This is a genomic window from Phenylobacterium sp. Root700 (genome assembly GCF_001429025.1).
GTDB lineage: Bacteria > Pseudomonadota > Alphaproteobacteria > Caulobacterales > Caulobacteraceae > Phenylobacterium.
Window position 1 is genome coordinate 79,931 of record NZ_LMHT01000014.1, and the last position, 25,027, is coordinate 104,957.

26 protein-coding genes and 2 pseudogenes are annotated in these 25,027 nt (G+C 67.3%); 27 read left to right on the top strand and 1 reads right to left on the bottom strand.

Annotated elements, in window-relative coordinates; translation table 11 throughout:
• Positions 1 to 6 precede the first annotated feature (6 nt).
• From ASE02_RS09205 to ASE02_RS09275, 16 genes and pseudogenes are all read left to right on the top strand, one after another.
• Positions 7 to 519 carry a universal stress protein gene (locus ASE02_RS09205; RefSeq protein WP_235536658.1) on the top strand — a complete coding sequence of 171 codons (513 nt, stop codon included), beginning with the start codon at positions 7 to 9 and terminating at the stop codon, positions 517 to 519.
• Positions 520 to 568: 49 nt separating this feature from the next.
• Entirely contained in the window at positions 569 to 1,141 is a 573-nt protein-coding gene (locus tag ASE02_RS09210; protein WP_056733401.1) for a NifU family protein, read from the top strand.
• 11 nt (positions 1,142 to 1,152) lie between these two features.
• On the top strand, positions 1,153 to 1,701 hold the full coding sequence (locus tag ASE02_RS09215) for a hypothetical protein (protein WP_056733402.1): 549 nt from the start codon (positions 1,153 to 1,155) through the stop codon (positions 1,699 to 1,701).
• Positions 1,701 to 2,336 carry a tRNA (adenosine(37)-N6)-threonylcarbamoyltransferase complex dimerization subunit type 1 TsaB gene (gene tsaB / locus ASE02_RS09220; protein WP_056733544.1) on the top strand — a complete coding sequence of 212 codons (636 nt, stop codon included), beginning with the start codon at positions 1,701 to 1,703 and terminating at the stop codon, positions 2,334 to 2,336. Before ASE02_RS09215 ends, tsaB begins: the two co-directional genes overlap by 1 nt.
• Positions 2,333 to 2,788 (top strand): ribosomal protein S18-alanine N-acetyltransferase, encoded by a 456-nt coding sequence (gene rimI / locus ASE02_RS09225; RefSeq protein WP_056733404.1) that lies wholly within the window; start codon positions 2,333 to 2,335, stop codon positions 2,786 to 2,788. Before tsaB ends, rimI begins: the two co-directional genes overlap by 4 nt.
• A gap of 39 nt (positions 2,789 to 2,827) precedes the next feature.
• Positions 2,828 to 3,235, top strand: coding sequence for a Fur family transcriptional regulator (locus ASE02_RS09230; protein ID WP_056733407.1), 408 nt, complete (start codon positions 2,828 to 2,830; stop codon positions 3,233 to 3,235).
• Between the two features lie 197 nt (positions 3,236 to 3,432).
• Positions 3,433 to 3,579, top strand: a pseudogene (locus ASE02_RS22940) (tRNA (N6-isopentenyl adenosine(37)-C2)-methylthiotransferase MiaB); the annotation flags it as partial.
• 1 nt (position 3,580) lies between these two features.
• Positions 3,581 to 4,704, top strand: a pseudogene (miaB, locus tag ASE02_RS09235) (tRNA (N6-isopentenyl adenosine(37)-C2)-methylthiotransferase MiaB); the annotation flags it as partial.
• Positions 4,701 to 5,651 (top strand): PhoH family protein, encoded by a 951-nt coding sequence (locus ASE02_RS09240; RefSeq protein WP_056733411.1) that lies wholly within the window; start codon positions 4,701 to 4,703, stop codon positions 5,649 to 5,651. The pseudogene miaB and the gene ASE02_RS09240, both read left to right, overlap by 4 nt.
• Positions 5,648 to 6,112, top strand: coding sequence for an rRNA maturation RNase YbeY (gene ybeY / locus ASE02_RS09245; RefSeq protein ID WP_056733413.1), 465 nt, complete (start codon positions 5,648 to 5,650; stop codon positions 6,110 to 6,112). The genes ASE02_RS09240 and ybeY overlap by 4 nt, the downstream gene beginning before the upstream one ends.
• Complete coding sequence (locus ASE02_RS09250; protein ID WP_056733415.1) at positions 6,105 to 6,989, top strand: hemolysin family protein; 885 nt, start codon at positions 6,105 to 6,107, stop codon at positions 6,987 to 6,989. The genes ybeY and ASE02_RS09250 overlap by 8 nt, the downstream gene beginning before the upstream one ends.
• A 52-nt stretch (positions 6,990 to 7,041) precedes the next feature.
• Positions 7,042 to 8,571 (top strand): apolipoprotein N-acyltransferase, encoded by a 1,530-nt coding sequence (gene lnt / locus ASE02_RS09255; protein WP_369818538.1) that lies wholly within the window; start codon positions 7,042 to 7,044, stop codon positions 8,569 to 8,571.
• 53 nt (positions 8,572 to 8,624) lie between these two features.
• A complete protein-coding gene (locus ASE02_RS09260) occupies positions 8,625 to 9,047 on the top strand; it encodes a helix-turn-helix domain-containing protein (protein WP_056733421.1) in 423 nt (140 codons plus the stop codon).
• Between the two features lie 137 nt (positions 9,048 to 9,184).
• Positions 9,185 to 10,405: a methionine adenosyltransferase gene (metK, locus tag ASE02_RS09265; RefSeq protein WP_056733424.1), complete on the top strand. Its 1,221-nt coding sequence runs from the start codon at positions 9,185 to 9,187 to the stop codon at positions 10,403 to 10,405.
• 138 nt (positions 10,406 to 10,543) lie between these two features.
• The gene (gene trmB, locus ASE02_RS09270) at positions 10,544 to 11,221 is read left to right on the top strand and encodes a tRNA (guanosine(46)-N7)-methyltransferase TrmB (RefSeq protein ID WP_056733425.1); all 678 of its coding nucleotides are present in this window, start codon (positions 10,544 to 10,546) and stop codon (positions 11,219 to 11,221) included.
• 76 nt (positions 11,222 to 11,297) lie between these two features.
• A complete protein-coding gene (locus ASE02_RS09275) occupies positions 11,298 to 11,726 on the top strand; it encodes a hypothetical protein (protein ID WP_056733427.1) in 429 nt (142 codons plus the stop codon).
• A gap of 48 nt (positions 11,727 to 11,774) precedes the next feature.
• Here ASE02_RS09275 and ppa read toward each other — a convergent pair whose 3' ends face one another.
• Positions 11,775 to 12,326, bottom strand: coding sequence for an inorganic diphosphatase (gene ppa / locus ASE02_RS09280; protein WP_056733429.1), 552 nt, complete (start codon positions 12,324 to 12,326; stop codon positions 11,775 to 11,777).
• 271 nt (positions 12,327 to 12,597) lie between these two features.
• Here ppa and rimP point away from each other — a divergent pair, with 271 nt between their 5' ends.
• From rimP to pnp, 11 genes are all read left to right on the top strand, one after another.
• Positions 12,598 to 13,143, top strand: a complete 546-nt coding sequence (rimP, locus tag ASE02_RS09285; protein WP_056733431.1) for a ribosome maturation factor RimP — start codon at positions 12,598 to 12,600, stop codon at positions 13,141 to 13,143.
• Positions 13,144 to 13,156: 13 nt separating this feature from the next.
• Positions 13,157 to 14,920: a transcription termination factor NusA gene (nusA, locus tag ASE02_RS09290; protein ID WP_056733432.1), complete on the top strand. Its 1,764-nt coding sequence runs from the start codon at positions 13,157 to 13,159 to the stop codon at positions 14,918 to 14,920.
• A 6-nt stretch (positions 14,921 to 14,926) separates the two neighbouring features.
• A complete protein-coding gene (locus tag ASE02_RS09295) occupies positions 14,927 to 15,607 on the top strand; it encodes an RNA-binding protein (protein ID WP_056733434.1) in 681 nt (226 codons plus the stop codon).
• A gap of 74 nt (positions 15,608 to 15,681) precedes the next feature.
• The gene (infB, locus tag ASE02_RS09300) at positions 15,682 to 18,825 is read left to right on the top strand and encodes a translation initiation factor IF-2 (RefSeq protein WP_056733436.1); all 3,144 of its coding nucleotides are present in this window, start codon (positions 15,682 to 15,684) and stop codon (positions 18,823 to 18,825) included.
• Between the two features lie 167 nt (positions 18,826 to 18,992).
• Complete coding sequence (locus tag ASE02_RS09305) at positions 18,993 to 19,529, top strand: lipocalin family protein (RefSeq protein ID WP_056733438.1); 537 nt, start codon at positions 18,993 to 18,995, stop codon at positions 19,527 to 19,529.
• Positions 19,526 to 20,032 (top strand): DUF2939 domain-containing protein, encoded by a 507-nt coding sequence (locus ASE02_RS09310; protein WP_056733440.1) that lies wholly within the window; start codon positions 19,526 to 19,528, stop codon positions 20,030 to 20,032. The genes ASE02_RS09305 and ASE02_RS09310 overlap by 4 nt, the downstream gene beginning before the upstream one ends.
• 38 nt (positions 20,033 to 20,070) lie before the next feature.
• A complete protein-coding gene (locus ASE02_RS09315; RefSeq protein WP_056733442.1) occupies positions 20,071 to 20,862 on the top strand; it encodes a dienelactone hydrolase family protein in 792 nt (263 codons plus the stop codon).
• 97 nt (positions 20,863 to 20,959) lie between these two features.
• Positions 20,960 to 21,397 carry a 30S ribosome-binding factor RbfA gene (gene rbfA / locus ASE02_RS09320; RefSeq protein ID WP_056733546.1) on the top strand — a complete coding sequence of 146 codons (438 nt, stop codon included), beginning with the start codon at positions 20,960 to 20,962 and terminating at the stop codon, positions 21,395 to 21,397.
• Positions 21,397 to 22,341 (top strand): tRNA pseudouridine(55) synthase TruB, encoded by a 945-nt coding sequence (truB, locus tag ASE02_RS09325; RefSeq protein WP_056733445.1) that lies wholly within the window; start codon positions 21,397 to 21,399, stop codon positions 22,339 to 22,341. Before rbfA ends, truB begins: the two co-directional genes overlap by 1 nt.
• A 3-nt stretch (positions 22,342 to 22,344) precedes the next feature.
• Positions 22,345 to 22,614, top strand: a complete 270-nt coding sequence (rpsO, locus tag ASE02_RS09330; protein WP_056733447.1) for a 30S ribosomal protein S15 — start codon at positions 22,345 to 22,347, stop codon at positions 22,612 to 22,614.
• Positions 22,615 to 22,861: 247 nt separating this feature from the next.
• Positions 22,862 to 25,003 (top strand): polyribonucleotide nucleotidyltransferase, encoded by a 2,142-nt coding sequence (pnp, locus tag ASE02_RS09335; protein WP_056733448.1) that lies wholly within the window; start codon positions 22,862 to 22,864, stop codon positions 25,001 to 25,003.
• The last annotated feature ends 24 nt before the right edge of the window (positions 25,004 to 25,027 follow it).

Consider the following 25,027-nt stretch of genomic DNA (forward strand, 5'->3'; position numbering starts at 1 on the left):
GGTTGGGTGTTGCCTTCGCCCCCGCCAGACTTCACCGTCGCCCCCATGAGCCAGCGCAAGTTCCTCGTCATCGCCGACGACAGCCTGGAGTTCCAGGCGGCCTTGCGGTTCGCCTGCCGCCGGGCGCGTTCGACCGGGGGCCACGTGGCGCTGCTGCGGGTCATCGAGCCGGCGGTGTTCGAGCACTGGAGCGGGGTGCGCGACGAGATCGAGCGTCAGGCCCGCGAGGAGGCCGAAGCGGTCTTGCAGAAGATGGCCGAGTTCGTGATCGCCGAGACCGGCGCGCCGCCCGAGTTCATCATCATGCACGCCGACAATATCCGCGCGGCGGTGCGCAAGGTCGTGTCCGAGGATCCGGCCATCAAGATCCTGGTGTTGGCGGCGGCCGTCGGGGGCAGGGGGCCTGGCCCGCTGGTCGCCTCGATCGCCAAGGACGGGGTGAAGTGGGGGACGCGCAAGCTGCCGGTGACGGTGGTGCCCGGCGACCTGACCGACGAAGAGATCGCAGATTTGGCTTAGCGACATCGCGAAACTTGCGATTCCGTCGGCAAAGCGCCACATCTCATCCATGTTCATCCAGACCGAAGTCACGCCGAACCCCGAGGTTCTGAAGTTCCTTCCCGGTCGCGAAGTCCTCACCGAGGGTTCGCGGGATTTCCGGACCGCGGAAGAGGCCCAGGTCTCGCCGCTGGCCGCCGACCTGTTCGACATCGACGGCGTCGACCGGGTGTTCTACGGGACCGACTTCGTGACCGTGGGCAAGGACCCGCACCACGACTGGCCGCACCTGAAGGCGCCGATCCTGGCGGCGATCATGGATCACTTCACTTCCGGCAAGCCGCTGTTCGAAGAGAGCGCGGGCGAGGCCGGCGGTCACGACGACATGGTCTATGAAGGCGAGACCGCCCAGGTGGTCGCCGAGATCAAGGAACTGCTCGACACCCGCATCCGTCCGGCCGTGGCTCAGGACGGCGGCGACATCCTGTTCAACCGGTTCGAACCCGACACCGGGGTGGTCTGGCTGCACATGCGCGGCGCCTGTTCGGGCTGCCCGTCCTCGTCGGCCACGCTGAAGGCCGGCGTCGAGAACATGCTCAAGCACTACGTGCCCGAGGTGACCCGCGTCGAGCAGACGCTCTAGGCGCTTTTGGGGTGGGGCTTTTTCGAACGATCATCCTGGCGCTTGCGGGCGCCGGGGCCTTGGCCACGTCAGCCAGCGCGGCGGGCGAAGACGACTGGCCGACGATCAAGAGCGCGCGACTGAACGACCAGCGACCGTGGGGTGCGTTCGCGCTCTATCGGGCGCCTGACGCGCGGGCGACCGGCGTCACCCTCTATCTTCGCGGGTCCATGGATGATCACGAGATGATCGCCCGCCGCGTCGAGATGGACAGCGGCGATCATGCGGTGATCAGCTGGGCCAGCTCCAAGACCTGCGCGAACCTGATCTCCGCAACCGTTGAACTGGAAGATCTCCAGGTCCCGCGCATCGAGGTTCCGGGCGCCGGGCGCGAGCCGCGTCAGGCCGCCGTCGCGCTGGACGCCAGCAGCTATTTCGTCTGGGCCGACGACGCGCGGTTCTCCGGCGGCGGCCATTCGGCCCAGATCGAGTTGCGCGGCGTCGACGGCTCGCCGATGGCCGAGTGGATCGATCGCACCCTTGGCCGGCTGACCGGCTGCTGGCGGACCAACCTGCCATGATCATTCTGGCCATCGACACCTGCCTGTTCGCCTGCTCGGTCGCGGTGGTCGACGGCGACGCCGTCCTGGCCCGCCGGGTCGAGCCGATGAGCCGCGGTCACCAGGAACGCCTCGCGCCGCTGGTCCAGGAGGCGATGGCGCAGGCCGGCATCGGCTTCGACAAGCTCGAGCGGATCGGCGTCACGGTCGGTCCCGGCTCGTTCACCGGGTTGCGCGTGGGGCTGGCCTTCGCCAAGGGCCTGGCCGCTGCGCTCTCGATCCCCGCCGTCGGCGTCGGTTCGCTGGAGGCGCTGGCCGAGCCGGAGCCTGGATCTGTGCTGGCCGTGCTCGACGCCAAGCGGGGCCAGGTCTACCTGCAGGCCTTCGCCGACGGAGTCGCGGTCAGCGCGCCGGACGCCCTGCCCATCGAGATCGCCGCCGCACGGTTGGCCGAGTTCGCCCCCGACACGCTGATCGGCACCGGCGCGGAGCTGCTGGCCCAGATGGCGCCCGGCGTCCGCGTGGTTCTGGCTGATGCGACCGACCCGGTCGCGGTGGCGCGGCTGGCGGCGGCTCGGGCGCCGGTCCCGCCGCGTCCGCTCTATCTGCGCGCGCCCGACGCCAAGCTGCCTGGCGGAAAGACGCTGGAGCCGTGAAGCTGCGCGGCGTCTGGGGCCAAGAGGCCGGCGAGTTGGCCCGTGTCCACGCCGCCGCCTTCGACCATGGCTGGAGCGCGGCCGAAATCACCGAGCTGCTGGATGGTCCGGGCGGCTTCGCCCTGGTGGTCGAGGACGCCGCACTCGTGGCCTTCATCCTTTGCCGGGCCATCGCCGGCGAGGCCGAGATCCTGACCCTGGCGGTCGACCCGGCCGCCCGTCGCCGTGGTTTCGCCCGCGCCCTGGTGGAGGCCGCCGCCGGCGCCGCGCGCATAGCGGGCGCCGAGACGATGTTCCTGGAGGTCGCCGACGACAACGCCGCGGCCATCGGTTTGTATGAAGTCGCCGGTTTCGCGCGCGCGGGTCTGCGGCGCGGCTACTATGATCGTGGTCCACAGGGTTACGCTGATGCGCTCGTGATGCGTCTCGACCTTGGCCGCGCGGCCCTGTAGCCCTATCCTTACGTGATCTGAAGTCCGAGGAGCCCATTCGTGGATCGCATCGAAAATCTTTGCATCGATAAGGGCATGCGCATGACCGAGCAGCGCCGCGTGATCGCGCGCGTGTTGTCGGCCGCCCATGACCACCCCGATGTGGAAGAGCTCTATCGTCGCTCCCACGAGGTCGACCCGCACATCTCCATCGCCACGGTCTACCGGACCGTGCGCCTCTTCGAAGAGGCGGGCATCATCGCGCGCCACGACTTCCGTGACGGCCGCTCGCGCTACGAGGAAGCCACCGAAGTCCACCACGACCACCTGATCGACATGAAGTCGGGCAAGGTCGTGGAGTTCGTGGACGAGGAGATCGAGGCCTTGCAGGAAGCGATCGCCCGGAAGCTCGGCTACAAGCTGGTCGATCACCGGTTGGAGCTTTACGGCGTACCGATCGAGGACTGACACCTGCGGGTGTCATCCCGGTTTGCGCAGCAAGACCGGGACCCATTCGCGCCAACTTGGCCGAATGAGGCGAGGCTCCGCCAGGTTCTGACCCATCGGGTGTTCATGGGTCCCGGACAGTCGCTCCGCGACTTCCGGGATGACACGGGTGGGAGGGATGCTTGCGCCGGCCTATCCACAGCCCCATAAACCCGGGCATGTCCGCCCCGACCAAGCGCCTCTACATCAAGACCTACGGCTGTCAGATGAACGTCTATGACAGCGAGCGCATGGCCGACGTCCTTGCGCCTCTTGGCTATGGGATGACGGACCGGCCCGAGGACGCCGATCTGGTGGTGCTGAACNTGAAGCAGGCCCGCGCCGAGGCTGGCGGCCAGATGACCATCGCCGTCGCCGGCTGCGTGGCCCAGGCCGAGGGCGAGCAGATCATGATCCGCCAGCCGGCCGTCGACCTGGTGGTCGGACCGCAGGCCTATCACCAACTGCCCGAACTGATCGCGCGCACCCATCGCAAGCGCGGCGAGCGGTTGGCCGCCGACTTCGCCGCCGACGAGAAGTTCGACGCCCTGCCGGTGGAGCGCAATCCGACCGGCGTGACCGCCTTCCTCACCGTGCAGGAGGGCTGCGACAAGTTCTGTACCTTCTGCGTGGTGCCCTATACGCGCGGCGGCGAGTGGTCGCGGCCTGTGGAAACCGTCCTGGCCGAGGCTCGAGATCTGGCCGCCAAGGGCGTGCGTGAGGTCACCCTGCTGGGCCAGAACGTCAACGCCTACGCCGGCGAAGGCGGCCTGGCCGGCCTGGCGCGCCAGTTGGCCAAGATCGAGGGCCTGGACCGCATCCGCTACACCACCAGCCACCCGGCCGACATGGGCGACGACCTGATCGCCGCGCACGCCGAACTGCCGCAGCTGATGCCCTATCTGCACCTGCCGGTGCAGGCGGGGTCGGACAAGATCCTCAAGGCGATGAACCGCGCCCATACCGCCGAAAGCTATCTGCGGCTGGTGGAGAAGATCCGCGCCGCGCGGCCCGACATCGCCATGGCCGGCGACTTCATCGTCGGCTTCCCCGGCGAGCGCGACGCCGACTTCGAGGCGACGCTGCAGCTGGTCCGCGAGGTCGGTTACGCCGGCGCCTTCAGCTTCAAATATTCCCGTCGCCCCGGCACGCCGGCCTCGGCCCTGCCGGGCCAGGTGGCCGACGAGGTGAAGGAGGAGCGGCTGGCGCGGCTGAACGCCCTGCTGGACGAACAGCAGCGCGCCTTCAATGTCAGCCAGGCGGGCAGGGTGCTGCCCGTGCTCTTTGAAAGACCCGGGCGTCATCCGGGACAGTTGTCAGGCCGCAGTCCCTATCTGCAGGCCGTGCATGTCGAGGGGCCCGATCACCTGATCGGCCAGATCGTTCCGGTGCGGATCGAGTCCGGCCAGAAGATGAGCCTCGCCGGCGTGCTGGAAATGGAAACCGCGTGAGCAGACCCGAATATATCCAGTTGTCCGACGCCGCCGCCCGTGCGGTGGCCGGCCCCTCCAGCCGCCATGCGGCTTTGATCGAAGACGCCTTCAACGTGCTGATCGAGACCCCCGGCGGCGGCGTGTCGATCGACGGCGACGCCAAGGCGCGCGGCGGCGCCAAGCAGGTGATCGCCACCCTGGCCACCCGCGCCGACGCCGGTCAGGAGGTCGGCGAGGCCGACGTGCGCGTGGCCATCGGCCAGGTCCGGGTCGGCGCGGCCAAGGCGCCCGGCGGACTGCCGGCCGGCAAGCGCGGCCAGGTGGCGCCGCGCACGCCGGGCCAGGCCCGCTATCTCGACGCCCTGGCCAGTTGTGAACTGGTCTTTGGCCTGGGTCCCGCCGGCACCGGCAAGACCTTCCTGGCGGTGGCGCATGGGGCGGGCCTGCTGCTGCGCGGCGAGGTCGAGCGGCTGATCGTCTCGCGCCCCGCGGTGGAGGCCGGCGAGCGCCTGGGCTTCCTGCCGGGCGACCTGTCCGAGAAGGTCGATCCCTATATGGCGCCGGTCTGGGAGGCGCTGACCGACATCCTGGGCGTCGACCAGTTCCGCCGACGCCGCGAGAAGGGCGAGATCGAGGTCGCGCCCATCGCCTTCCTGCGCGGCCGCACGCTCAGCCACGCCTTCGTCATCGTCGACGAGGCGCAGAACACCACGCGGCTGCAGATGAAAATGGTCCTGACCCGGATCGGTGAAGGCTCGCGCATGGCGGTCACCGGCGACCCGACACAGATCGACCTGGTTAACGCCTCGGACTCGGGCCTGGCCCACGCCGTCAGCCTGCTGGAGGGCGTGAAGGGGGTCGGCGTGAACCGGTTCGCGGCCGAGGATATCGTGCGCCACCCGATGGTCGAGCGTATCGTGCGGGCCTATGACGCCGACGCCGCCAAACGCGGACGAGCGATTTGATCGACATCGAAATCGAAGACGAATCCTGGATCAAGGCGGCGCCTGACGCCGAGCTTCTGGTCGAGGACGCGGCTGTCGCAGCCCTGACCCAGATCGACTTCGACGGCGGCGGGGTGACCATCTTGCTGACCGACGACGAGAGCGTGCGCGAACTCAACGCCCGCTTTCGCCAGAAGGACTACGCGACCAACGTCCTGTCGTTCCCGGCCCCGCAGAATCCCGAAGGTCACCTGGGCGACATCGCCCTGGCCTACGGCGTCTGCGCCCGCGAGGCGGCCGAACAGGACAAGCCCCTGGCGCACCACCTGCAACACCTGGTGGCGCACGGGGTGTTGCATCTTGTAGGGTACGATCACGAGACCGACGCCGAGGCTGAACAAATGGAAGGCCTTGAGCGCGTCATCCTGGCCGGGTTGGGGGTCCCAGACCCCTACGCGGCCGAGCAGGGAGACCATGACTAGCTCTACGGATGGATCATCCAGTCCGCCCGAACCCGGCAGGCAAGGCCGCGGCGTTCGGGCGTTTCTACGCAGGCTTTTGGGCGGGGGCGGCAGCGATTCAAGCGCCGCGTCGCAGCCGAACCGGGGGGCGGTGAACGGGCTGGTCGAACAGGCCGCAGCCTTCCAGTCCATGCGGGTGGGCGACGTCATGACTCCGCGCGTCGACATCGTGGCGGTGGAGCTCTCCACCCCCTTCGCCGAAGTGGTCGAACGCTTCGCCGAGGCCGAGCACAGCCGGATGCCGATCTATCGCGAGACGCTGGACGACCCGGTCGGCGTCATCCACGTGAAGGATATCTTCAAGGTGCTGGCGGGCCGCGGAAAGCGGCCGGGGCCGGCGGACCTGATCCTGCAGAAGCTGCGCCGCGACGCCCTCTATGTGCCGGGCTCGATGCGGGCCGCCGATCTGTTGCTGCGCATGCAGGCCGAGCGCATCCACATGGCCCTGGTCATCGACGAGTTCGGCGGCACCGACGGGCTGGTGACCATGGAGGACCTGGTCGAGGCGGTGGTCGGCGACATCGACGACGAGCATGACGAAGCGGCGGTGGCCAGCGTCACGCCCCGCCCCGGCGGGGTGTTCGAGGTCGACGCGCGCGCGCCGCTGGAGCAGCTCGAGGCCGCCATCGGCGTGGACCTGGCGCCGGGCGAACTGGACGAGGAGATCGACACTGTCGGCGGCCTGGTCTCGGCGCTCGCCGGCCGGGTGCCGCAACGCGGCGAGGTGATCGCCCACCCTGCGGGCTACGAGATCCAGGTGCTGGATTCCGACGCCAGGCGGGTGAAGCGCGTACGGTTCAAGCCCATCGTGGCGGCTGGATCCAACGACGAGGCCTGACCTGAAACTGTCTTCCCCCTGGATCTCGCGCCTGCTGGCGCTCGCGGCCGGTTTGGCCGCGGGCCTGGCCCATCCGCCGTTCGGGCTGCTGCCTGGGCTGCTGGGCTATGCGCTGCTCATGGGCCTGTCGGACACCGAGGGGCCGCGCCCGCTGCGCTCGGCCTTCTTCCGCGGTTGGTTGGCCGGGGTCGGCTATTTCGCGATCGGGGTCTGGTGGATCACCGAGGCCTTCATGGTCGACGCCGCCGCCCATGGCTGGATGGCGCCGTTCGCCCTGTTGTTCATGGCCGGCGGCCTGGCGCTGTTCTGGGGCCTGGCGGCCTTGGCCTATCGGCTGGCCGCCATCAAGGGGCCGTTGCGGGTCCTGGTGTTCGCCGGGTGCCTGGCGCTCGCCGAGTGGGTGCGCGGCCACATTTTCACGGGATTTCCCTGGAACCTGCCAGGCGAGACCTGGGCGGCGGGAAGCGCGATATCCCAGACCGCGTCGGTGGTCGGTTCCTATGGCTTGAGCTGGATCACCGTGGCGATCGCCGCCAGCGCCGCCCTGGTCCTGGACGCCGGGCCACGTCGCGGTCGGGCGATCGGCCTGGGGCTCGCGACCGCGACGCTCATGGGCCTGGTGGTGTTTGGCGCCTTGCGGCTGGGCGGCGCCCCGGCCGTGGCGGCCGACGCTCCGAAGATCCGCATCGTCCAGGCCGATATCGACCAGAAGGACAAGTGGAAGCCCGAGAACCTCGACCAGATCGTTGACACCTATGTCGATCTGTCGCGCGGGGACCCGGGCAAGCCGGCCCCCGACATCGTCGTCTGGCCCGAAGGGGCTCTGCCGGCGGTGATCGACGACTTGCTGGCGCCTGGCAGCCCCTATGTGCCGCGCATCGCCGGCGCGCTCGCACCCGGCCAGACCCTGCTGCTCGGGGCCAATCGGATGGGGCTGTCGGCCAGCGGCGAGCCTGACTACTTCAACAGCCTGATCGCCCTGCGGCGCGAGCCTGCCGGCCTGAAGGTGACCGGCGTCTACGACAAGTACCGGCTGGTGCCGTTCGGCGAGTTCCTGCCGTTCGGCGAGCTGGCCACCAAGCTCGGGATCCGCAGCCTGGTCCACATGCCCGAGGACTTCACCGCCGGTCCGCCGCCGACCTTGCTGACGCCGGAGGGCCTGCCGCCGGTCCAGCCGCTGATCTGTTACGAGGCGCTGTTCCCGGGCCTGGTCGAGGGTGCGGCCAAGCGGGCTGGGACGCGGGCGAAGTGGTTGCTGAACGTCTCCAACGACGCCTGGTTCGGCGCCACCAGCGGCCCGTGGCAGCATCTCAACATCGCCAGCTACCGGGCTATCGAGACCGGCCTGCCGATCGTGCGGGCGACGCCGACCGGGGTTTCGGCGGTCATCGACGCCCAGGGCCGAATTCTGGCCGGCGCCCAACTGGGTCTGGGCGAGTCCGGCGTCATCGACGCGCACCTGCCGCCGGCCCGGCCGCCGACTATCTACAATCTTGTCGGTGAATCAGGCTTCGCCTTGATGTTGCTCATTTCCGCGACCACGATCGTTTGGGGACGCTACCGTAGAGCTGTACGAAGTTGACGATTTAGTCAGGTTTCTGACGTGTCAGTTCGGGCTCGTTTAAGGATGAGCCTATGGCCAAGGACATCGAGAACGCTCCGAACCCTGTCGACGTGCATGTCGGTCTGCGGATACGGCTGCGCCGCAAGGAACTGGGCGTCAGTCAGGAACGGCTCGCCGAAGCCATCGGCCTGACCTTCCAGCAGGTGCAGAAGTACGAGCGCGCGGCCAACCGTGTCTCGGCCTCGAAGCTCTATGAAATGGCCCGCGCGCTGGACACCTCGACCGCCTATTTCTTCGAGGGCCTCACCGACGCCCACATCGCGGCGGCCGGCGAGCCGGGCGGCCAGACCCAGATGCAGGCCTTCCTGTTGACGTCCGAGGGCGTCGAACTGGCGGCCACCTTCCCGAAAATCCAACCCCCCAGGGTGCGCCGGCGCATCCTCGACCTGGTGCGCGCCATGGTCGATGACGAGCCCGAACCGACCCAGGATTGAGGTTTGAGGCCGGCGGCGCCTTAACCCTGCGGCGATTGACGCGACTTGCGGGATATAAAGATTTCTTTATAGGTTTGCGCCGACGTCCAATTGGGGCTGCCGCAAGTTGGCGCCTGCACGATTTCCGGAGCTAACACTTGAGCCGTTCCTCCTATATTTTCACCAGCGAAAGCGTGTCCGAAGGTCACCCGGACAAGGTCGCTGACCGCATCTCCGATACGGTGGTCGACGCCTTCCTGGCCGCCGAGCCCGAGGCCCGCGTGGCCTGCGAAACGCTCGTGACCACCAACCGGATCGTGCTGGCCGGTGAAGTCCGCGCCGGCAAGCCGGGCGCCTCCAAGGCCGAAAACAAGCAGCTGACCAAAGACATCATGGCCAGCCTTGAGCCCAAGGTCCGCGCCGCGGTGAAGGACATCGGCTACGAGCAGAAGGGCTTCCACTGGCAGAAGGCGAAGTTCGCCAACTATCTGCACGCCCAGTCCGCCGACATCGCGGTCGGCGTCGACTCGACCGAGAAAAAGGAAGAGGGCGCGGGCGACCAGGGGATCATGTTCGGCTACGCCTGCGACGAGACCCCGTCGCTGATGCCGGCCACCCTGCAGTTCTCGCACGACATCCTGCACAAGCTGGCCGAGGTCCGTCACTCGGGCGAGTGCGAGGCTCTCGAGCCCGACGCCAAGAGCCAGGTCACGGTGCTCTATCAGGACGGCCGTCCGGTCGAGATCCTGAAGATCGTCGTCTCGACCCAGCACAAGAAGAAGGTCGGCGACCAGGCCGCCAATTCGAAGCGCATCCAGGCGCTGATCAAGCCCTATGTCGAGAGCGTGCTCCCGTCCGGCCTGATCACCAAGAAGACCAAGTGGCACGTCAACCCGACCGGCCGCTTCCTGATCGGTGGTCCTGACGGCGACGCCGGCGTCACCGGCCGCAAGATCATCGTCGACACCTACGGCGGCGCCGCGCCGCACGGCGGCGGCGCGTTCTCCGGCAAGGACCCGACCAAGGTCGACCGTTCGGCCGCCTACGCCTGCCGTTACCTGGCCAAGAACGTGGTCGCCGCGGGTCTGGCCCGCAAGTGCACCATCCAGATCAGCTACGCCATCGGCGTGGCCGATCCGCTGAGCTTCTATGTCGACCTGCACGGCACCGGCGAAGTCGATCCGGCCAAGCTGGAACTGGCCCTGCCGCAGATGATCGGCGGCGCCACGCCGCGCGCCATCCGCGAGCACCTGCAGCTCAACCGTCCGATCTACGCCCGCACCGCGGCCTACGGCCATTTTGGCCGTCAGCCCGACAATGAAGGCGGCTTCTCCTGGGAAAAGACCGATCTGGTCGACCAATTGAAGAGTCTCGCGTAAACGAGGTCCTGAGCCCCGCTTCGGCGGTTCGTTCAGTCTGTGTGGGGGCCGTCGTGCGCAAGCGCGGCGGCCCTTTCTCTTGGTCGCGATGCGCTCCGCCGCATTCCCTCGGCGGCGCGAGCGCGCTAGAGGGCGGCGATGGAAGATACTGCTCACCCGCTGCTCCGCTCCTACGGCCGGATCAAGTCGCGCCCGATCAAGCCGCGCCAGGCCGCCCTGGTGGAGACCCTGCTGCCGCAGATCCGCGCGCCCCAGGCGCCGTTCGATCCCGTCGAGCTGATGCCGGAGGCCGACGAGGTCTGGCTGGAGATCGGCTTTGGCGGCGGCGAGCATATGGCCAGCCAGGCCGCTCGCGCGCCGGGCGTGTTGATCATCGGCTGCGAGCCGTTCCTGAACGGCGTGGCCAGCGCCGTGCGTCACGTCGACGAGCAGGGACTGAAGAACGTGCGGATCAAGGACGGCGACGCCCGTGAATTGATCGCGCACCTGCCGGACGCCTGCCTGACGCGGGTCTTCATCCTGTTCCCCGATCCCTGGCCGAAGGCGCGTCACCACAAGCGCCGGATCGTGCAGCCCGAGATGCTGGTCGACCTGGCCAGGGTGCTGAAGCCGGGCGGCAAGCTGCGCTTCGCCACCGACGTCGCCGGCTATGCTGACTGGGCGTTGGAGCGGGTGCTGGCCTCACCGGACTTCACGTGGGCGGCGCAGCGCGCCGACGACTGGCGGACCCCGCCCGCCGATCACATCACCACGCGCTATGAAGAAAAGCGCCTGGGCGACTGCGAGCCGGTCTTCTTCGACTTCGAACGGGTCTAGGCGGACCTGACTTCGCAGGTAATGGCCGGTCCTTCGCGCCTTTCCTAGGCTGGCGACAGCATGAGGAGGGCGCGCGATGTCACGTTTCTGGCGAACCTGGACGATCGGGTGGTGTTGGGCGGTCAGCCTGTTCGGGCTGATCCTGGCGGCGAGCGCCTTTGAGGCGACCAGCGGCCCGACGCGTCTGCTGTTTGGCTTGCTGAACGCCCACGCCGCGCTCGATCTCGATGCGCCTATGCGCTTCAGCCTGGGGATCCTGGGCGCGGTGACCGTCGGCTGGAGCTTGACCCTGCTGGCGGCGGTTCAGGCCGCGCACCTGCTCGGCGACCGGGCCAGGCCGATCTGGATGCTGGTGATCGGCAGCCTGGTGGTTTGGTACGTGGTCGACTCGGCCCTGTCGGTCGCGACGGGCTTCGGGCTCAACCTGCTGCCGAACACGATCTTCGCGGCGGCGTTCCTGCTGCCGATCATTGGCGGCGGCGTGCTCAAGCCGCCGGCGCCCTGAGCGATCTGCATCACCAGGCTGGGCCCGGTGATGCAGATAGGTTCAGGCCTACTTCTGGCCCCAGCCCTTGCCGGCGGCGTTGGCGCGTTCGATGCCCTGGCGGATCAGTTCGCCGGTTTCTTCCGGATCGGCCCAGCGGACAATCTCGACCGACTTGCCCTTTTCCAGGTCTTTGTAGTGCTGGAAGAAGTGGGCGATCTGCTCGGTGAGGATGGCGGGCAGGCCGCGCCAGGAATCCACGCCGGCGTAGAACGGGTGCAGCTTGTCGACCGGCACGGCCAGGACCTTTTCGTCGCCGCCGGCCTCGTCGACCATCATCAGGGTGCCGATCGGCCGCACGCGGATCACCGCGCCCGGAACCACGGGGGTCGGGCCGACCACCAGCACGTCCATCGGGTCGCCGTCATCCGACAGGGTGTGGGGGATGAAGCCGTAGTTGCCCGGATAGTACATGGCCGTGTGCAGGAAGCGGTCGACCATGATCGCGCCCGACTCCTTGTCGAGCTCGTACTTCACCGGTTCGCCGCCTTGCGGGATCTCGATGATGGCGTTGACGTCGTAGGGCGGGTTCACGCCGGTGGGGATCTTGGAGATGTCCATGGGGAGGAGGACCTTGAAGACGTGGGGAGTTGAGGGCGCCGTCTGTGGACTATTCGGAGCCCGTGGAAAAGGGGCGCTGGGCTTTCGATCATGCGAATGCTGGGAAAAGCGGCGGAAAAAGCAGACCTGAGCGACCGAAACCACTAGGGGCTGACAAACCGGGGAGCACGCGTTATATAGGCCATCACATCGTCCGTTAGCGCTGGATAGCGCCTACGAGCGGCAGGCTTCGGCCCGGCCGCTTTTTTGTTGCCGGAGAGTAGCCAAGCTTATGCGAGGCAAGACCGCGGAAGACCAAAGGCTCGTCGAGCTCCTCGATCCCGTCGCCGAAGCCGCAGGCTACGAGATCGTACGTCTGCGCCTGATGGGCAGCGACCACGCCCGCCGGCTGCAGATCATGGCCGAGACACCGGACGGCGAAATGGTCGTCGAAGATTGCGCGCGCCTCAGCCGCGCCATTTCCGAAATCATGGACGCCGCCGATCCGATCTCCGGCGAATATACGCTGGAAGTGTCCTCGCCCGGCGTCGACCGGCCGCTGACCCGGCTGAAGGACTTCGTCACCTACGAGGGCCATGAGGCCCGCATCGAACTCGACCGTGTCGCCGAGGGCCGCAAGCGGTTCCGCGGCGTGCTGGCCGGCGTCGAGGGCGACAATATCGGCATCGACCTGGAAGGCGAGGAGGCCACCGCCATGGTGCCGTTCTCCTGGATCGTCGACGCCAAACTGATCCTGACCGACGCCCTGATGAAGCGCGGCGCTGAAGAGCGCGCCGCCCGCATCGAGGGCGACGACCAACAAGATACACCCGAGTAAAAGGACACAACCGATGAGCCTGACCGGCATTTCCGCCAACCGGCTTGAGCTGTTGCAAATCGCCGAGGCCGTGGCCCGCGAGAAGTCGATCGACAGAGAGATCGTCATCGAGGCCATCGAGGAAGCGATCCAGAAGGGCGCCCGCGCCCGCTACGGCGCCGAGCACGACATCCGTGTCCATATCGATCAGAAGACCGGCGAGACCACGATCAAGCGGGTGATCACCGTCGTTCCCGACGAGACCATCTACGAGAACGAAGAAGGTATCCCGGAAGAGCCGGTCGGCGTGCGCCGTCTGTCGGACGCCCTGCGCGACGACAAGACCGCCGCGATTGGCAAGACTTACGAAGAGGTCCTGCCGCCGTTCGAGTTCGGCCGCGTCCAGACCCAGATGGCCCGCCAGGTGGTGACCGGTAAGGTCCGTGAAGCCGAGCGCGAGCGTCAGCACGAAGAATTCAAGGACCGCGTGGGCGAGATCGTCAACGGCGTGGTCAAGCGGGTCGAGTACGGCAACACCGTCGTCGACCTGGGCCGCGGCGAAGGCATCATGCGCCGCGACCAGTCGATCCCGCGCGAGAACTTCAACATCGGCGACCGGATCCGCTGCTACATCTACGACGTCCGTCGCGAGACCAAGGGCCCGCAGATCCTGCTGTCGCGTGCGCACGGCGGCTTCATGGCCAAGCTGTTCGCCCAGGAAGTCCCGGAAGTTTACGACGGCGTGATCGAAATCCGCGCCGTGGCCCGCGACCCCGGTTCGCGCGCCAAGATGGCGGTCGTCTCCAACGACAGCTCGATCGACCCGGTCGGCGCCTGCGTCGGCATGCGCGGTTCGCGCGTGCAGGCGGTGGTGGCCGAGCTGCAGGGCGAAAAGATCGACATCATCCAGTGGAGCCCGGACGAGGCGACCTTCATCGTGAACGGTCTGGCCCCAGCTGAAGTCTCCAAGGTGGTGATGGATGAAGAGGACGAGCGCGTCGAAGTGGTGGTTCCGGACGAGCAACTGTCGCTCGCCATCGGCCGCCGCGGCCAGAACGTCCGCCTCGCCAGCCAACTGACCGGCTGGCAGATCGACATCATGACCGAAAGCCAGGAGAGCGAGCGCCGTCAGCGTGAGTTCGCCGAGCGTACGGCCCTGTTCCAGGAAGCGCTGGACGTCGACGAGGTCATCGCCCAGCTGCTGGTCACCGAGGGCTTCGCCACCGTCGAAGACGTGGCCTATGTCGACAACTCCGAAGTCGCCGCCATCGAAGGCTTCGACGAGGACACCGCCGAGGAAATCCAGGCCCGCGCCCGCGACTTCCTGGAAAAGATCGCCGCCGAATACGACACCAAGCGCGTGGCGCTGGGCGTCGAGGACGCGCTGCTGGAAGTCGAAGGCGTCACCCTGCCGATGGCCGTGGCCCTGGGCGAAGGCGACGTGAAGAGCATCGAGGATCTCGCCGGCCTGATCCCCGACGACCTTCGCGGCTGGTTCGAAACCAAGGACGGCGCGCGCGTGCGTGAGCCGGGCATCCTGGAAAGCTTCAACATGGACGCCGGCGACGCCGAAGCCCTGATCATGCGCGCTCGCGTCGCCATGGGCTGGGTCGAGGCCCCGGAACCGGAGCCGGAAGCCGAGGTCGAGTACTCGGAAGTCGACGCCGTGTTCGGCCACGCCCCCGCCCATGCGGCGGTCGAGGTCGAAGCTGAAGCTGAAGCTGAAGCTGAAACCGAAGCCGAGGCCGAGGCGCCCGTCGCCGAAGCTCCGGCCGCTGAAGAAGACCCGGAGGCCTAGGACTAGGTGACCAGTCCCGCCCCCTCCGAGACCGCCGTCCGGGCGCCAAAAACGCTCGCGGCGGCTTCGCGGGAGCGGCGGGATATCGTCTCCGGCGAGGTGATGGATGAGGATCGCCTCATCCGTTTCGTCATCGGTCCGGACCTGACCGTGGTTCCCGATCTGGCGCGAAAGCTGCCGGGACGGGGACTGTGGGTGGCCGCCGACCGGACTTCGGTGGAGACCGCCGCCAAGAAGGGCCTGTTCTCGCGGGCCGCAAAGACCAAGCTCGCGCCGCCCGTCGGGTTGGCCGATCAGGTCGATGAACTCTTGTTGAAGCGCCTTCTGGACGGTCTCGGGCTTGCGAAACGGGCCGGCGAACTTATCTCGGGCTACGAGAAGGTCGCCTCGGCCCTGAACGCCGGCAAGGCCGCCTGGCTGATCGAGGCTTCGGACGGCGCTCCCGACGGCCGCCGAAAGATGCTGAATGTGGCCCGCAAGTCACCCAAACCCACGCAGGTCTTCGGACTCTTTGCTGCTGAGGAATTGGGTTTGGCCTTGGGGGCGGAGAATGTGATACACACCGCCTTCCTTGCGGGGCGTGGCGCCGGTCGCTGGACTGTGGATGTCCAGAGGTTGACTGGCTTCCGCCCGCTCCTTCCCGAGAGTTGGTGCGAGGAAAAGCCTTCTGAGGCGGGCGGAACCTAAGTCGGTTTCGCGCGCCTAGAGCTATTGAACTGCCCGTGGTCGGGACCGTCCCGACCTGTAAGTAAAGCGAGCGCATGAGCGACGAGAACGACAACGGCCGGGCCCCTGGTGGGCGAGCTCCCCTGACCCTTAAGCCCCGTGGGGCTGGATCGGTCAGCGCGGGCACGGTGAAGCAAAGCTTCAGCCACGGCCGCTCCAAGACCGTGGTCGTGGAGACCAAGCGCCAGCGGATGCATAACGCGCCGTCGGGCAATCTCGCCGCGCCTTCGTCGGCCGAGAAGCGCGCCTTCACGCCGCCGTCCTCCGCGCCGCGCTCCTCGCAAGGTTCCTCGGGCGACAACTCGAACCTGTCGGCCGAAGAGCAACGCGCCCGTCAGCGCGCCATCGAACTGGCGCGCGAACATCAGGCCCGTCAGGCCGCCGAGCAGCGCGCCCGTGAAGAACGGACTCGCGCCGAGGCTGACGCCGCCGCTCGCGCCGCCGCCGCTGCGGCCGCCGCAGCTGCTGCAAAGCCCGCTGAGACCCCGGCCGCCGCGCCGACCCCGGCTCCGGCTCCGGCTCCTGAAGCGCCCAGCGCGCCGCAGGCCGCCGCGCCTGAACCTGCGCCCGCTCCGGTCGCGCCCGCCGCCCCGGTGACGCCGGTCGCTCCGGCCGCCCCCGTGGTGTCGGCCCCGGCCGCGCCGCAGGCTGCTGCGCCCCAGGCTCCGCAGGCCCCCCAAGCTCCTCAGGCCCCGACGCATCAAGCGCCGCGGAACGAAGGCCCGCGGCCTTCGTCCGGCCAGACCCGTACCTACGAGCCGTCCCGCGAACGCCGCGACGACCGCGCCTCGACGACGACCTATCGTCCCGAACGCGCGCCCGGCCGTTTCGAGAACGCCAACTTCGGTCAGCGCGCGCCGCGCGCCGATGGTGGTGGCCAGCAACGGCCGCCGGCGCGTGAAAACGACCGTCCGCAGGGCGGTGATCGCGGTCCGCGCACCGATCGTCCGCAAGGTGATCGGCCGCAGGGTGATCGTCCCCAAGGCGGCGGCGATCGTCCGCGGCCCAGCGGTGAACCTGTTCGTTATTCGGCGCTCGCGCCGCGTCCGGCGCCGGGCCGTCCCGGCGATCGTCCCGGTGGGCCCCGCCCGCCGCGCGGCGGCGCGCCGAACGCCCCGCCCGCTACGCCTGAAGTTCAACGCGCCACCCGTTCGGCTCCCCGCCCCGGCGGTGAGACCGGTCGTCGTCCCGACGATGATGAGGATACGCGCCGCAAGACCGCGGCCAGCGCCCCCAACAAGGCGATCAGCCGCGTCAAGGGTGCGGCTCAGCGCCGCGAAGGCCGCCTGACCATCCAAGCCGTAGCCGGTGACGATGAGGGCGCCGTCGAACGGATGCGCTCGCTCGCCTCGGTTCGCCGGGCTCGCGAACGTGAACGTGAAAAGCGCAAGGGCGGCGGCCAGGAAGCGGCCCGCGCGGCTCGCGAAGTCGTCATCCCCGACGTCATCACCGTGGCGGAACTCGCCAACCGGATGGCGACCCGCGGCGTTGAGATCATCAAGTTCCTGATGCGTCAGGGCGTGATGCTGAAGGTCAACGACGTCATCGACAACGACACCGCCGAGCTGGTGGCCACCGAATTTGGCCACACCGTGCGCCGGGTTTCGGAATCTGACGTCGAAGAAGGCTTCATCGGCGAAGAGGATGTCGACGATCACCTGCTCCCGCGTCCGCCCGTCGTGGCGGTCATGGGTCACGTCGACCACGGCAAGACCTCGTTGCTGGACGCCCTGCGTTCGGCCGACGTCGCCGGCGGCGAACGTGGCGGGATCACCCAGCACATCGGCGCCTATCAGGTGCGTCTGGAAAGCGGCCAGTCGGTCACCTTCCTCGACACCCCTGGCCACGCGGCCTTCTCGGCCATGCGGGCTCGCGGCGCCGACGTCACCGACATCGTCATCCTGGTGGTGGCCGCCGACGACGGCGTCATGCCCCAGACGATCGAAGCCATCCACCACGCCAAGGCGTCGGGGGCTCCGATCATCGTGGCGATCAACAAGATCGATAAGCCGGGCGCCAACCCGCAAAAGGTCATCAACGAGCTGCTGCAGCACGAGATCGTGGTCGAGAGCCTGGGTGGCGAAACCCAAGCCATCGAAGTCTCGGCCCTGCAGAAGCTGGGCCTGGACGACCTGATCGAAGGCATCCTGCTGCAAGCCGAGGTCATGGACCTGAAGGCCAACCCGGACCGCATTGCGGACGGCACGGTCATCGAGGCCAAGCTCGATCGTGGACGCGGCGCGGTTTCGACCGTGCTGGTCAAGCGCGGTACGCTGAAGCGCGGCGACATCGTCGTGGCCGGCTCCAACTTCGGCCGCGTGCGCGCCCTGCTCAACGAACGCGACGAACAGCTCGACTCCGCTGGCCCCTCGGTGCCGGTGGAAATCCTTGGCCTGGACGGCACGCCCAGCCCAGGTGAGGCCTTCGCCGTCGTGGAAAACGAGGCTCGCGCTCGCGAGCTGACCGAGTACCGGACCCGTGTGAAGCGCGAAAAGGCCGGTTCGCCGGTCTCGGCGGGCGTCACCATGGCCGACTTCATGGCCAAGCTTCAGGACAAGAAGATCTCGGAGCTGCCGGTCATCATCAAGGCCGACGTCCAAGGTTCGGCCGAAGCCATCGTGGGTTCGTTGGCCGCCCTGGGCACCGACGAGGTCCGCGCGCGGATCATCCTGCAAGGCGCCGGCGCGATCAGCGAGAGCGACGTCATGCTGGCCAAGGGAGCGGGTTCCCCGATCCTCGGCTTCAACGTCCGCGCCTCGAAGCAGGCTCAGGCCCTGGCCGAACGCGAAGGCGTGGAAATCCGCTACTACGCGATCATCTACGACCTGATCGACGACATCAAAGGCGTGCTCTCGGGCATGCTGGCGCCGGAACAACGCGAAACCTTCCTGGGTAACGCGCGCGTCCTGCAGGTGTTCGATATCACCAAGGTCGGCCGGGTCGCCGGTTGCCGGGTCACCGACGGCGTGGTGCGCCGCGGCGCTCGCGTCCGGATCATCCGCGACGATATCGTGGTCCTCGAACTGGGCACCCTCAAGACCCTCAAGCGCTTCAAGGACGAGGTGGTGGAAGTCACCGCCGGCCAAGAGTGCGGGATGTTCTTCGAAGGCTTCCAGGACATCAAGGAAGGCGACGTCATCGAGTGCTTCAGCCTCGAAGAGGTCAAGCGCAGCCTCTAAGGCGGCGGCTTTCTTCAAGGCGGCTTTTAAGGGCGCGGAACTCCAGGGTTCCGCGCCCTTTGTCGTTCGTGCCGCCGAGACGCGTTTCGCCCCAAGGCCGCCTTGTTCTTCACGCCAATTTCAGAGGCGGCCGTCCCGGTCAGCAGTCCCGCCGGAGGTGGCCGCCCGTGCGTATCGTGATCGTCGCCGTTCTCGTCCTGATCGCGGCCGCCTGCTCGCGCGGCCCGGTCGGCAATATCAGCGTCCCGCCGCCGGCCAAGAGCGTGGATCTCCTACGCTACAAGGGCCTGTGGCACGAGTTCGCCCGCTACGAAAACGCCTTCGAGGACGACTGCGAGGGCGTCACCGCGGAATACACGCCGCGGGCCGACGGCGACCTGTCGGTCAAGAACACCTGCCGCGAGGCCACGCTGAATGGTCCGCTGAAGGTGTCGGAGGGCTACGCCAGGCCGGCTGGCGATCCGAGGGGCGGCAAGCTCAAGGTGTCGTTTTTCGGCCCCGCTCTCATGACCAACTACTGGGTGCTGGATCGCGGCGACGACTACAGCTGGGCGATCGTCGGCGAGAAGTCGGGCCGGTTCCTGTGGATCCTGACCCGTGAGGCCCGGCCGAGCGCCCAGCGCCGCATCGAACTGATCGCGCGCGCCAAGAGCTTGGGATACGACACAGACATGCTTCGCTACACGGAACAGCCCGCCCGATGAGATACCTGATCCTGGCGCTCGCCGCCCTGACCCTCTCGGCCTGCGCGACCGCCCAACGCTATGACGCCGCCAACGACGTCCACGCCCTGCTGGTCTCGATCCGTGACAACGACCAGGCGGCCTTCGACGCCCATGTCGACCGTCCGGCCCTGAAGCGCCAGATCGAAAGCCGGCTGACGGCCGAGGGCCGCAAGGCCGGCGGCGACGGGTTGGGCGCGCTCTCGGCGATCCTCGCGCCGGCCCTGGCCGACATCGCCGGCGACGCGCTGATCCAGCCGCGGGTGTTCCGCTCGGTGGCCGACTATTACGGCTATGACGCCTCCAAGCCGCTTCCCGGCGCCCTGGTGATCGGCGGCCAGCTCAAGGCGGTGGGCGACGGCCAGGTCTGCGCGACGCGCAAGAAGGACGGACCCTGCCTGCTGGTGTTCACGCAAAGCGCGGGGACCTGGAAACTCTCCGGCTTCGACGGCGATCTTTCGATGCTGCGGACCAAGGGCCGATAGGCTTAAGGTCCCCTCCAACGACTTCCGGGGAGGGGGCGATGGGCTACGAGGCCGCACTTTCGGACTACGAGGAAACCGCCTTCAGCCATGGCGGCAGGACGCGTCAGGTGTTCAAGCGCGGCTCGGGCCCCGCGGTGATCGTCATCCATGAGATGCCAGGTCTGCACCCGCTGGTGATCCGGTTCGCCGATCGGGTCGCGGCCAGCGGCATGACCGTTTATTGCCCCAGCCTGTTCGGCGACCCTGGCCGCCCGGTCTCCACCGGCTACGCCCTGCGCGAGATGATCACCGGCATCTGCATTCGCCGCGAGTTCAATGTCTGGGCCACCGACAAGTCGAGCCCGATCGTCGACTGGCTGAAGGCCCTGGCCCGCCAGGCGCACGCCGATTGCGGCGGTCATGGCGTCGGCGCGGTCGGCATGTGCTTCACCGGCGGTTTCGCCCTGGCCATGATGACCGAACCTTCCGTCGTCGCGCCGGTGCTGTCGCAGCCGTCGCTGCCGCTGGCGGGCAAGAACGCCAGGCGCGCCGCCGGCATCGGCGTCTCGCCAAAGGAGATCGCCTGCGTCCGCCAGCGGTTTGAGGGCGAGGACCTCTCGATGATCGGGCTGCGGTTCAAGAGCGACGACTTCGTCCCCGACGCCCGGTTTGAAACCTATCGCCGCGAGTTCGGCGACAAGTTCGAGGCCATCGAGCTGGAGGACGCCGACGCCGCCCCGGCTCAGATGAAACCCCACTCGGTGCTGACCCTCCATCTGAAGGAAGACGGCCCGACCAAGGCCGCCGAGCAACGGGTGCTGGATTTCTTCCGGGAGCGGACGGGCGCTTGAGCGGGGTGGACTTCTTGGGATCACACGCCTAGAAGCCCGCGCTTCTCCTGAGCTGCCGCGTCCGAGCCGCGGGCCAGGTCCTATGAAGGCCAAGTCCATGAAACGTACTCCCCCCAAGGCCAAGAAGGCCCCAACGGGCCCCTCGCAACGCCAGCTTCGCGCGGGCGAGCTGATGCGCCACGCCCTGGTCGAGATCCTCCGCGAGGAGGATTTCACCGACGAGGCCCTGGCCGGCGTCTCGGTGACGATCACCGAGGTCCGGATGAGCCCCGATCTGCGCCACGCCATGTGCTTCATCGAGCCCCTGGGCGGAAAGAACGCCGAGGCCGTGGTCAAGGCGTTGACCGTGCACACCAAGTTCCTGCGCGGCCGGCTTGGCCGCTCGATCGACATGAAGTTCACGCCGGAGCTGAAGTTCATGCACGATCAGAGCTTCAACGAAGCGACCCGGATCGGCGCCCTGTTCGATAATCCCAAGGTGCGCCAGGACCTGACGCCCGACGAACCGTCCGACAGCTGGAAGGACGAAGACTGATGGCGCGCCGCCGCAAGGGTGACGCGATCTCGGGCTGGATCTGCCTGGACAAGCCCTACGACCTTGGCTCCACCCATGCGGTCAGCCGCGTGCGCCGGCTCTACAACGCCCAGAAGGCCGGCCACGCCGGAACCCTCGACCCGCTGGCCACCGGCATCCTGCCGATCGCGCTGGGCGAGGCGACCAAGACGGTCTCCTTCCTGGTCGACGCCGACAAGGCCTATCGCTTCACCATCGAGTGGGGCCGAACCACGGCCAGTTTCGACCGCGAAGGCGCGACCACGGCGACCTCCGACGTGCGACCGAGCGTCGCTGAGGTCGAGGCCATGCTGCCGGAGTTCGTCGGCGAGATTCAGCAGGTGCCGCCGATCTTCTCGGCCATCAAGGTCGACGGCGAGCGCGCCTATGATCTGGCCCGCGCCGGCGAGGAGGTTGAGCTGAAACCCCGCGCCGTCACCATCCATACGGCGCGCGTGGTGTCGGCGCCGGACGTCGATCACGTCGAGATCGAGATCGAATGCGGCAAGGGCACCTATGTCCGCGCCATCGTCCGCGACTTGGCCGACCGGCTCGGCGCCTGTGGACATGTCAGCGCTTTGCGCCGCACTCGCGTCGGCCCGTTCGATGAGGCCAAGGCGATAACACTGGAATTACTTGAGGAATTGGGCCATAAGGCCCGCTGCTTGGAGGCGATGCTTCCGGTCGAGACCGCCCTGGACGACATCCCGGAGTTGGCCGTGACCACTGAAGATGCCTTCAAGTTGAAGCAGGGACGGCCGATCGTTCTCGTTCCCCGACAGGTCGAAGCGCTGAAGGCCCGGCTAACCCCCGGGACCCGAACCGTTTCAGCCATGGCGGACGGGGTCGTGGTGGCGCTCTGCGAGATGCGTGCGGGCAAGCTCGAGCCCTCGCGGGTCTTTCATCTGGAAAAGAGCGGAGACTGACCGATGTCGATTACTCTCGAGCGCAAAGCTGAGCTCATCAAGACCCACGGCCGTTCGGCCGGCGACACCGGAAGCGCTGAAGTGCAGGTGGCGATCTATTCTGAACGGATCTCCAACCTCACCGAGCACTTCAAGACCCACAAGAAAGACAACCACTCGCGTCGTGGCCTGCTGAAGCTGGTCTCCGCGCGTCGTTCGTTGCTCGATCACCTGAAGAAGTCCGACGAGGGCCGCTATCAGTCCCTGATCGAAAAGCTGGGCCTGCGCCGCTAGGACCGAAAGGTCAGCCCCCGGGAAACCGGGGGCTTTGCGTATCAGGCTATGACTACAGCGCCGCTCGCTCCGTAACAGGCCGGAGCGGCCAAGCGGCGATCCGGGCGACCCATGTCGGGCCGCTCGCTACACGCCGAGGGTTCCAAAGAAATCCTCACCCCCGCCTGTTTGTCTGGAGAGGTTTTCGGAAGTCCGACGCCCTGTCCGCCCCCGTTGGGAATACGCCCGCGGGATAGAAAGAAGCAAAATGTTCGAAATTAAACGCAAGACCATCGAGTGGGGCGGCAAGACGCTGACCCTCGAAACCGGCCGCATGGCTCGTCAGGCTGACGGCGCGGTTCTGGCCACCTATGGTGAGACCATGGTTCTGGCCACCGCCGTCTTCGCCAAGAGCGCGAAGCCGGGCCAGGACTTCTTCCCCCTGACCGTGAACTACCAAGAGAAGTTCTACGCCGCGGGCAAGATCCCGGGCTCCTTCCCCCGTCGTGAGGGCGCGCCCTCACAAAAAGAAACCCTGACCTCGCGCCTGATCGACCGTCCGATCCGCCCGCTGTTCGCCAAGGGCTTCAAGAACGAAGTCCAAGTCGTCTGCACCGTGCTGGCGCACGACCTGGAAAACGATCCGGACGTCGTCGCCCTGGTGGCCGCCTCGGCCGCCCTGGTGATCTCCGGCGCCCCGTTCATGGGCCCGATCGGCGCCGCGCGCGTCGGCCTGGTCAATGGCGAGTACATCCTGAACCCGACGTTGGATGAGATGAAGGAGTCCTCGATGGACCTCGTCGTCGCCTCGACCAACGACGCGGTGATGATGGTGGAATCGGAAATCCAGGAGCTCAGCGAAGATGAGGTCCTGAAGGGCGTCATGTTCGCCCACGCCGGCATCCAGCCGGTGATCGACGCGATCATCGAACTGGCCGAGCACTCCGCCAAGGAGCCCTTCGAGTTCATCGCCGACGACACCGACGCCATCAAGGCCGAAGTGAAGAAGCTGATCGGCAAGGATCTGGCCGCGGCCTACAAGATCGTCGCCAAGGGCCAGCGTCAGGACGCCGTCTCCGCCGCCAAGGCGAAGGCGAGCGAAAAGTTCGCCAAGTCGGACGCCAATCCGGCCGGCGTCGACGCCGCCAAGCTGGGTGGCGTGTTCAAGGAACTGGAAGCCGACGTCGTTCGTCGCAACATCCTGGACACCGGCATCCGCATCGACGGCCGCACCGTCGACAAGGTCCGCCAGATCGTCTCGGAAGTGGGCGTTCTGCCCCGGGCCCACGGCTCGGCGCTGTTCACCCGCGGCGAGACCCAGGCCCTGGTCGTGGCCACGCTCGGCACCGGCGACGACGAACAGCTGATCGACGCTCTCGAAGGCAAGTACTACGAGAAGTTCATGCTGCACTATAACTTCCCCCCCTTCTCGGTCGGGGAAACGGGCCGCATGGGCGCGCCGGGCCGTCGCGAAGTCGGCCACGGCAAGCTGGCGTGGCGGGCGATCCGTCCGATGCTGCCGAAGCAGGAAGACTTCCCCTACACGATCCGCCTGGTCTCCGAGATCTTCGAGTCCAACGGCTCGTCCTCGATGGCCTCGGTCTGCGGTTCCTCGCTGGCCCTGATGGACGCCGGCGTGCCCCTGAAGAAGCCGGTCTCCGGCATCGCCATGGGCCTGATCCTGGAAGCCGACGGCTTCGCGGTTCTGTCCGACATCCTGGGTGACGAAGATCACCTCGGCGACATGGACTTCAAGGTCGCAGGCACCGAAGACGGCATCACCTCGCTGCAGATGGACATCAAGATCGCCGGGATCACCGAAGCGATCATGAAGCAGGCGCTTGAGCAGGCTCACGCCGGCCGCAAGCACATCCTGGGCGAAATGGCCAAGGCCATGGAAGCTCCGCGTCAGGAACTCGGCGAGTTCGCCCCGAAGATCGAAACCATGAAGGTTCCGGTCGACAAGATCCGTGAAGTCATCGGGTCGGGCGGCAAGGTCATCCGCGAAATCGTGGAAAAGACCGGCGCCAAGGTCGACATCGAAGACGACGGCACGATCAAGGTCTCAGCCTCCGATCAGTCGAAGATCGATGCGGCCAAGGAGTGGATCAAGTCGATCGCTTCGGAACCGGAACTGAACGCCATCTACACCGGCAAGGTCGTGAAGATCGTCGACTTCGGCGCCTTCGTGAACTTCTTCGGCGCCAAGGACGGCCTGGTCCACGTCTCGCAGATTTCCAACGAGCGCGTCGCCAAGGTCTCCGACGTCCTGGTCGAGGGCCAGACCGTGAAGGTCAAGCTCCTGGGCTTCGACGATCGCGGCAAGACCCGCCTTTCGATGAAGGTCGTCGACCAGGAAACTGGCGAAGACCTGTCGGGCAAGGCTTCGGCCGAGACCGAGGAAGCCTAAGGCTTCTCCACCATCTAGGTGAAT

Coding starts and splice junctions, on each gene's coding strand:
- ASE02_RS09210 (WP_056733401.1), top strand. CDS start 569: ATGTTCATCCAGACCGAAGTCACGCCGAACCCCGAGGTTCTGAAGTTC.
- ASE02_RS09250 (WP_056733415.1), top strand. CDS start 6,105: ATGACTAGCTCTACGGATGGATCATCCAGTCCGCCCGAACCCGGCAGG.
- ASE02_RS09260 (WP_056733421.1), top strand. CDS start 8,625: ATGGCCAAGGACATCGAGAACGCTCCGAACCCTGTCGACGTGCATGTC.
- trmB (WP_056733425.1), top strand. CDS start 10,544: ATGGAAGATACTGCTCACCCGCTGCTCCGCTCCTACGGCCGGATCAAG.
- ASE02_RS09275 (WP_056733427.1), top strand. CDS start 11,298: ATGTCACGTTTCTGGCGAACCTGGACGATCGGGTGGTGTTGGGCGGTC.
- ppa (WP_056733429.1), bottom strand. CDS start 12,326: ATGGACATCTCCAAGATCCCCACCGGCGTGAACCCGCCCTACGACGTC.
- rimP (WP_056733431.1), top strand. CDS start 12,598: ATGCGAGGCAAGACCGCGGAAGACCAAAGGCTCGTCGAGCTCCTCGAT.
- nusA (WP_056733432.1), top strand. CDS start 13,157: ATGAGCCTGACCGGCATTTCCGCCAACCGGCTTGAGCTGTTGCAAATC.
- infB (WP_056733436.1), top strand. CDS start 15,682: ATGAGCGACGAGAACGACAACGGCCGGGCCCCTGGTGGGCGAGCTCCC.
- ASE02_RS09310 (WP_056733440.1), top strand. CDS start 19,526: ATGAGATACCTGATCCTGGCGCTCGCCGCCCTGACCCTCTCGGCCTGC.
- ASE02_RS09315 (WP_056733442.1), top strand. CDS start 20,071: ATGGGCTACGAGGCCGCACTTTCGGACTACGAGGAAACCGCCTTCAGC.
- rbfA (WP_056733546.1), top strand. CDS start 20,960: ATGAAACGTACTCCCCCCAAGGCCAAGAAGGCCCCAACGGGCCCCTCG.
- truB (WP_056733445.1), top strand. CDS start 21,397: ATGGCGCGCCGCCGCAAGGGTGACGCGATCTCGGGCTGGATCTGCCTG.
- rpsO (WP_056733447.1), top strand. CDS start 22,345: ATGTCGATTACTCTCGAGCGCAAAGCTGAGCTCATCAAGACCCACGGC.
- pnp (WP_056733448.1), top strand. CDS start 22,862: ATGTTCGAAATTAAACGCAAGACCATCGAGTGGGGCGGCAAGACGCTG.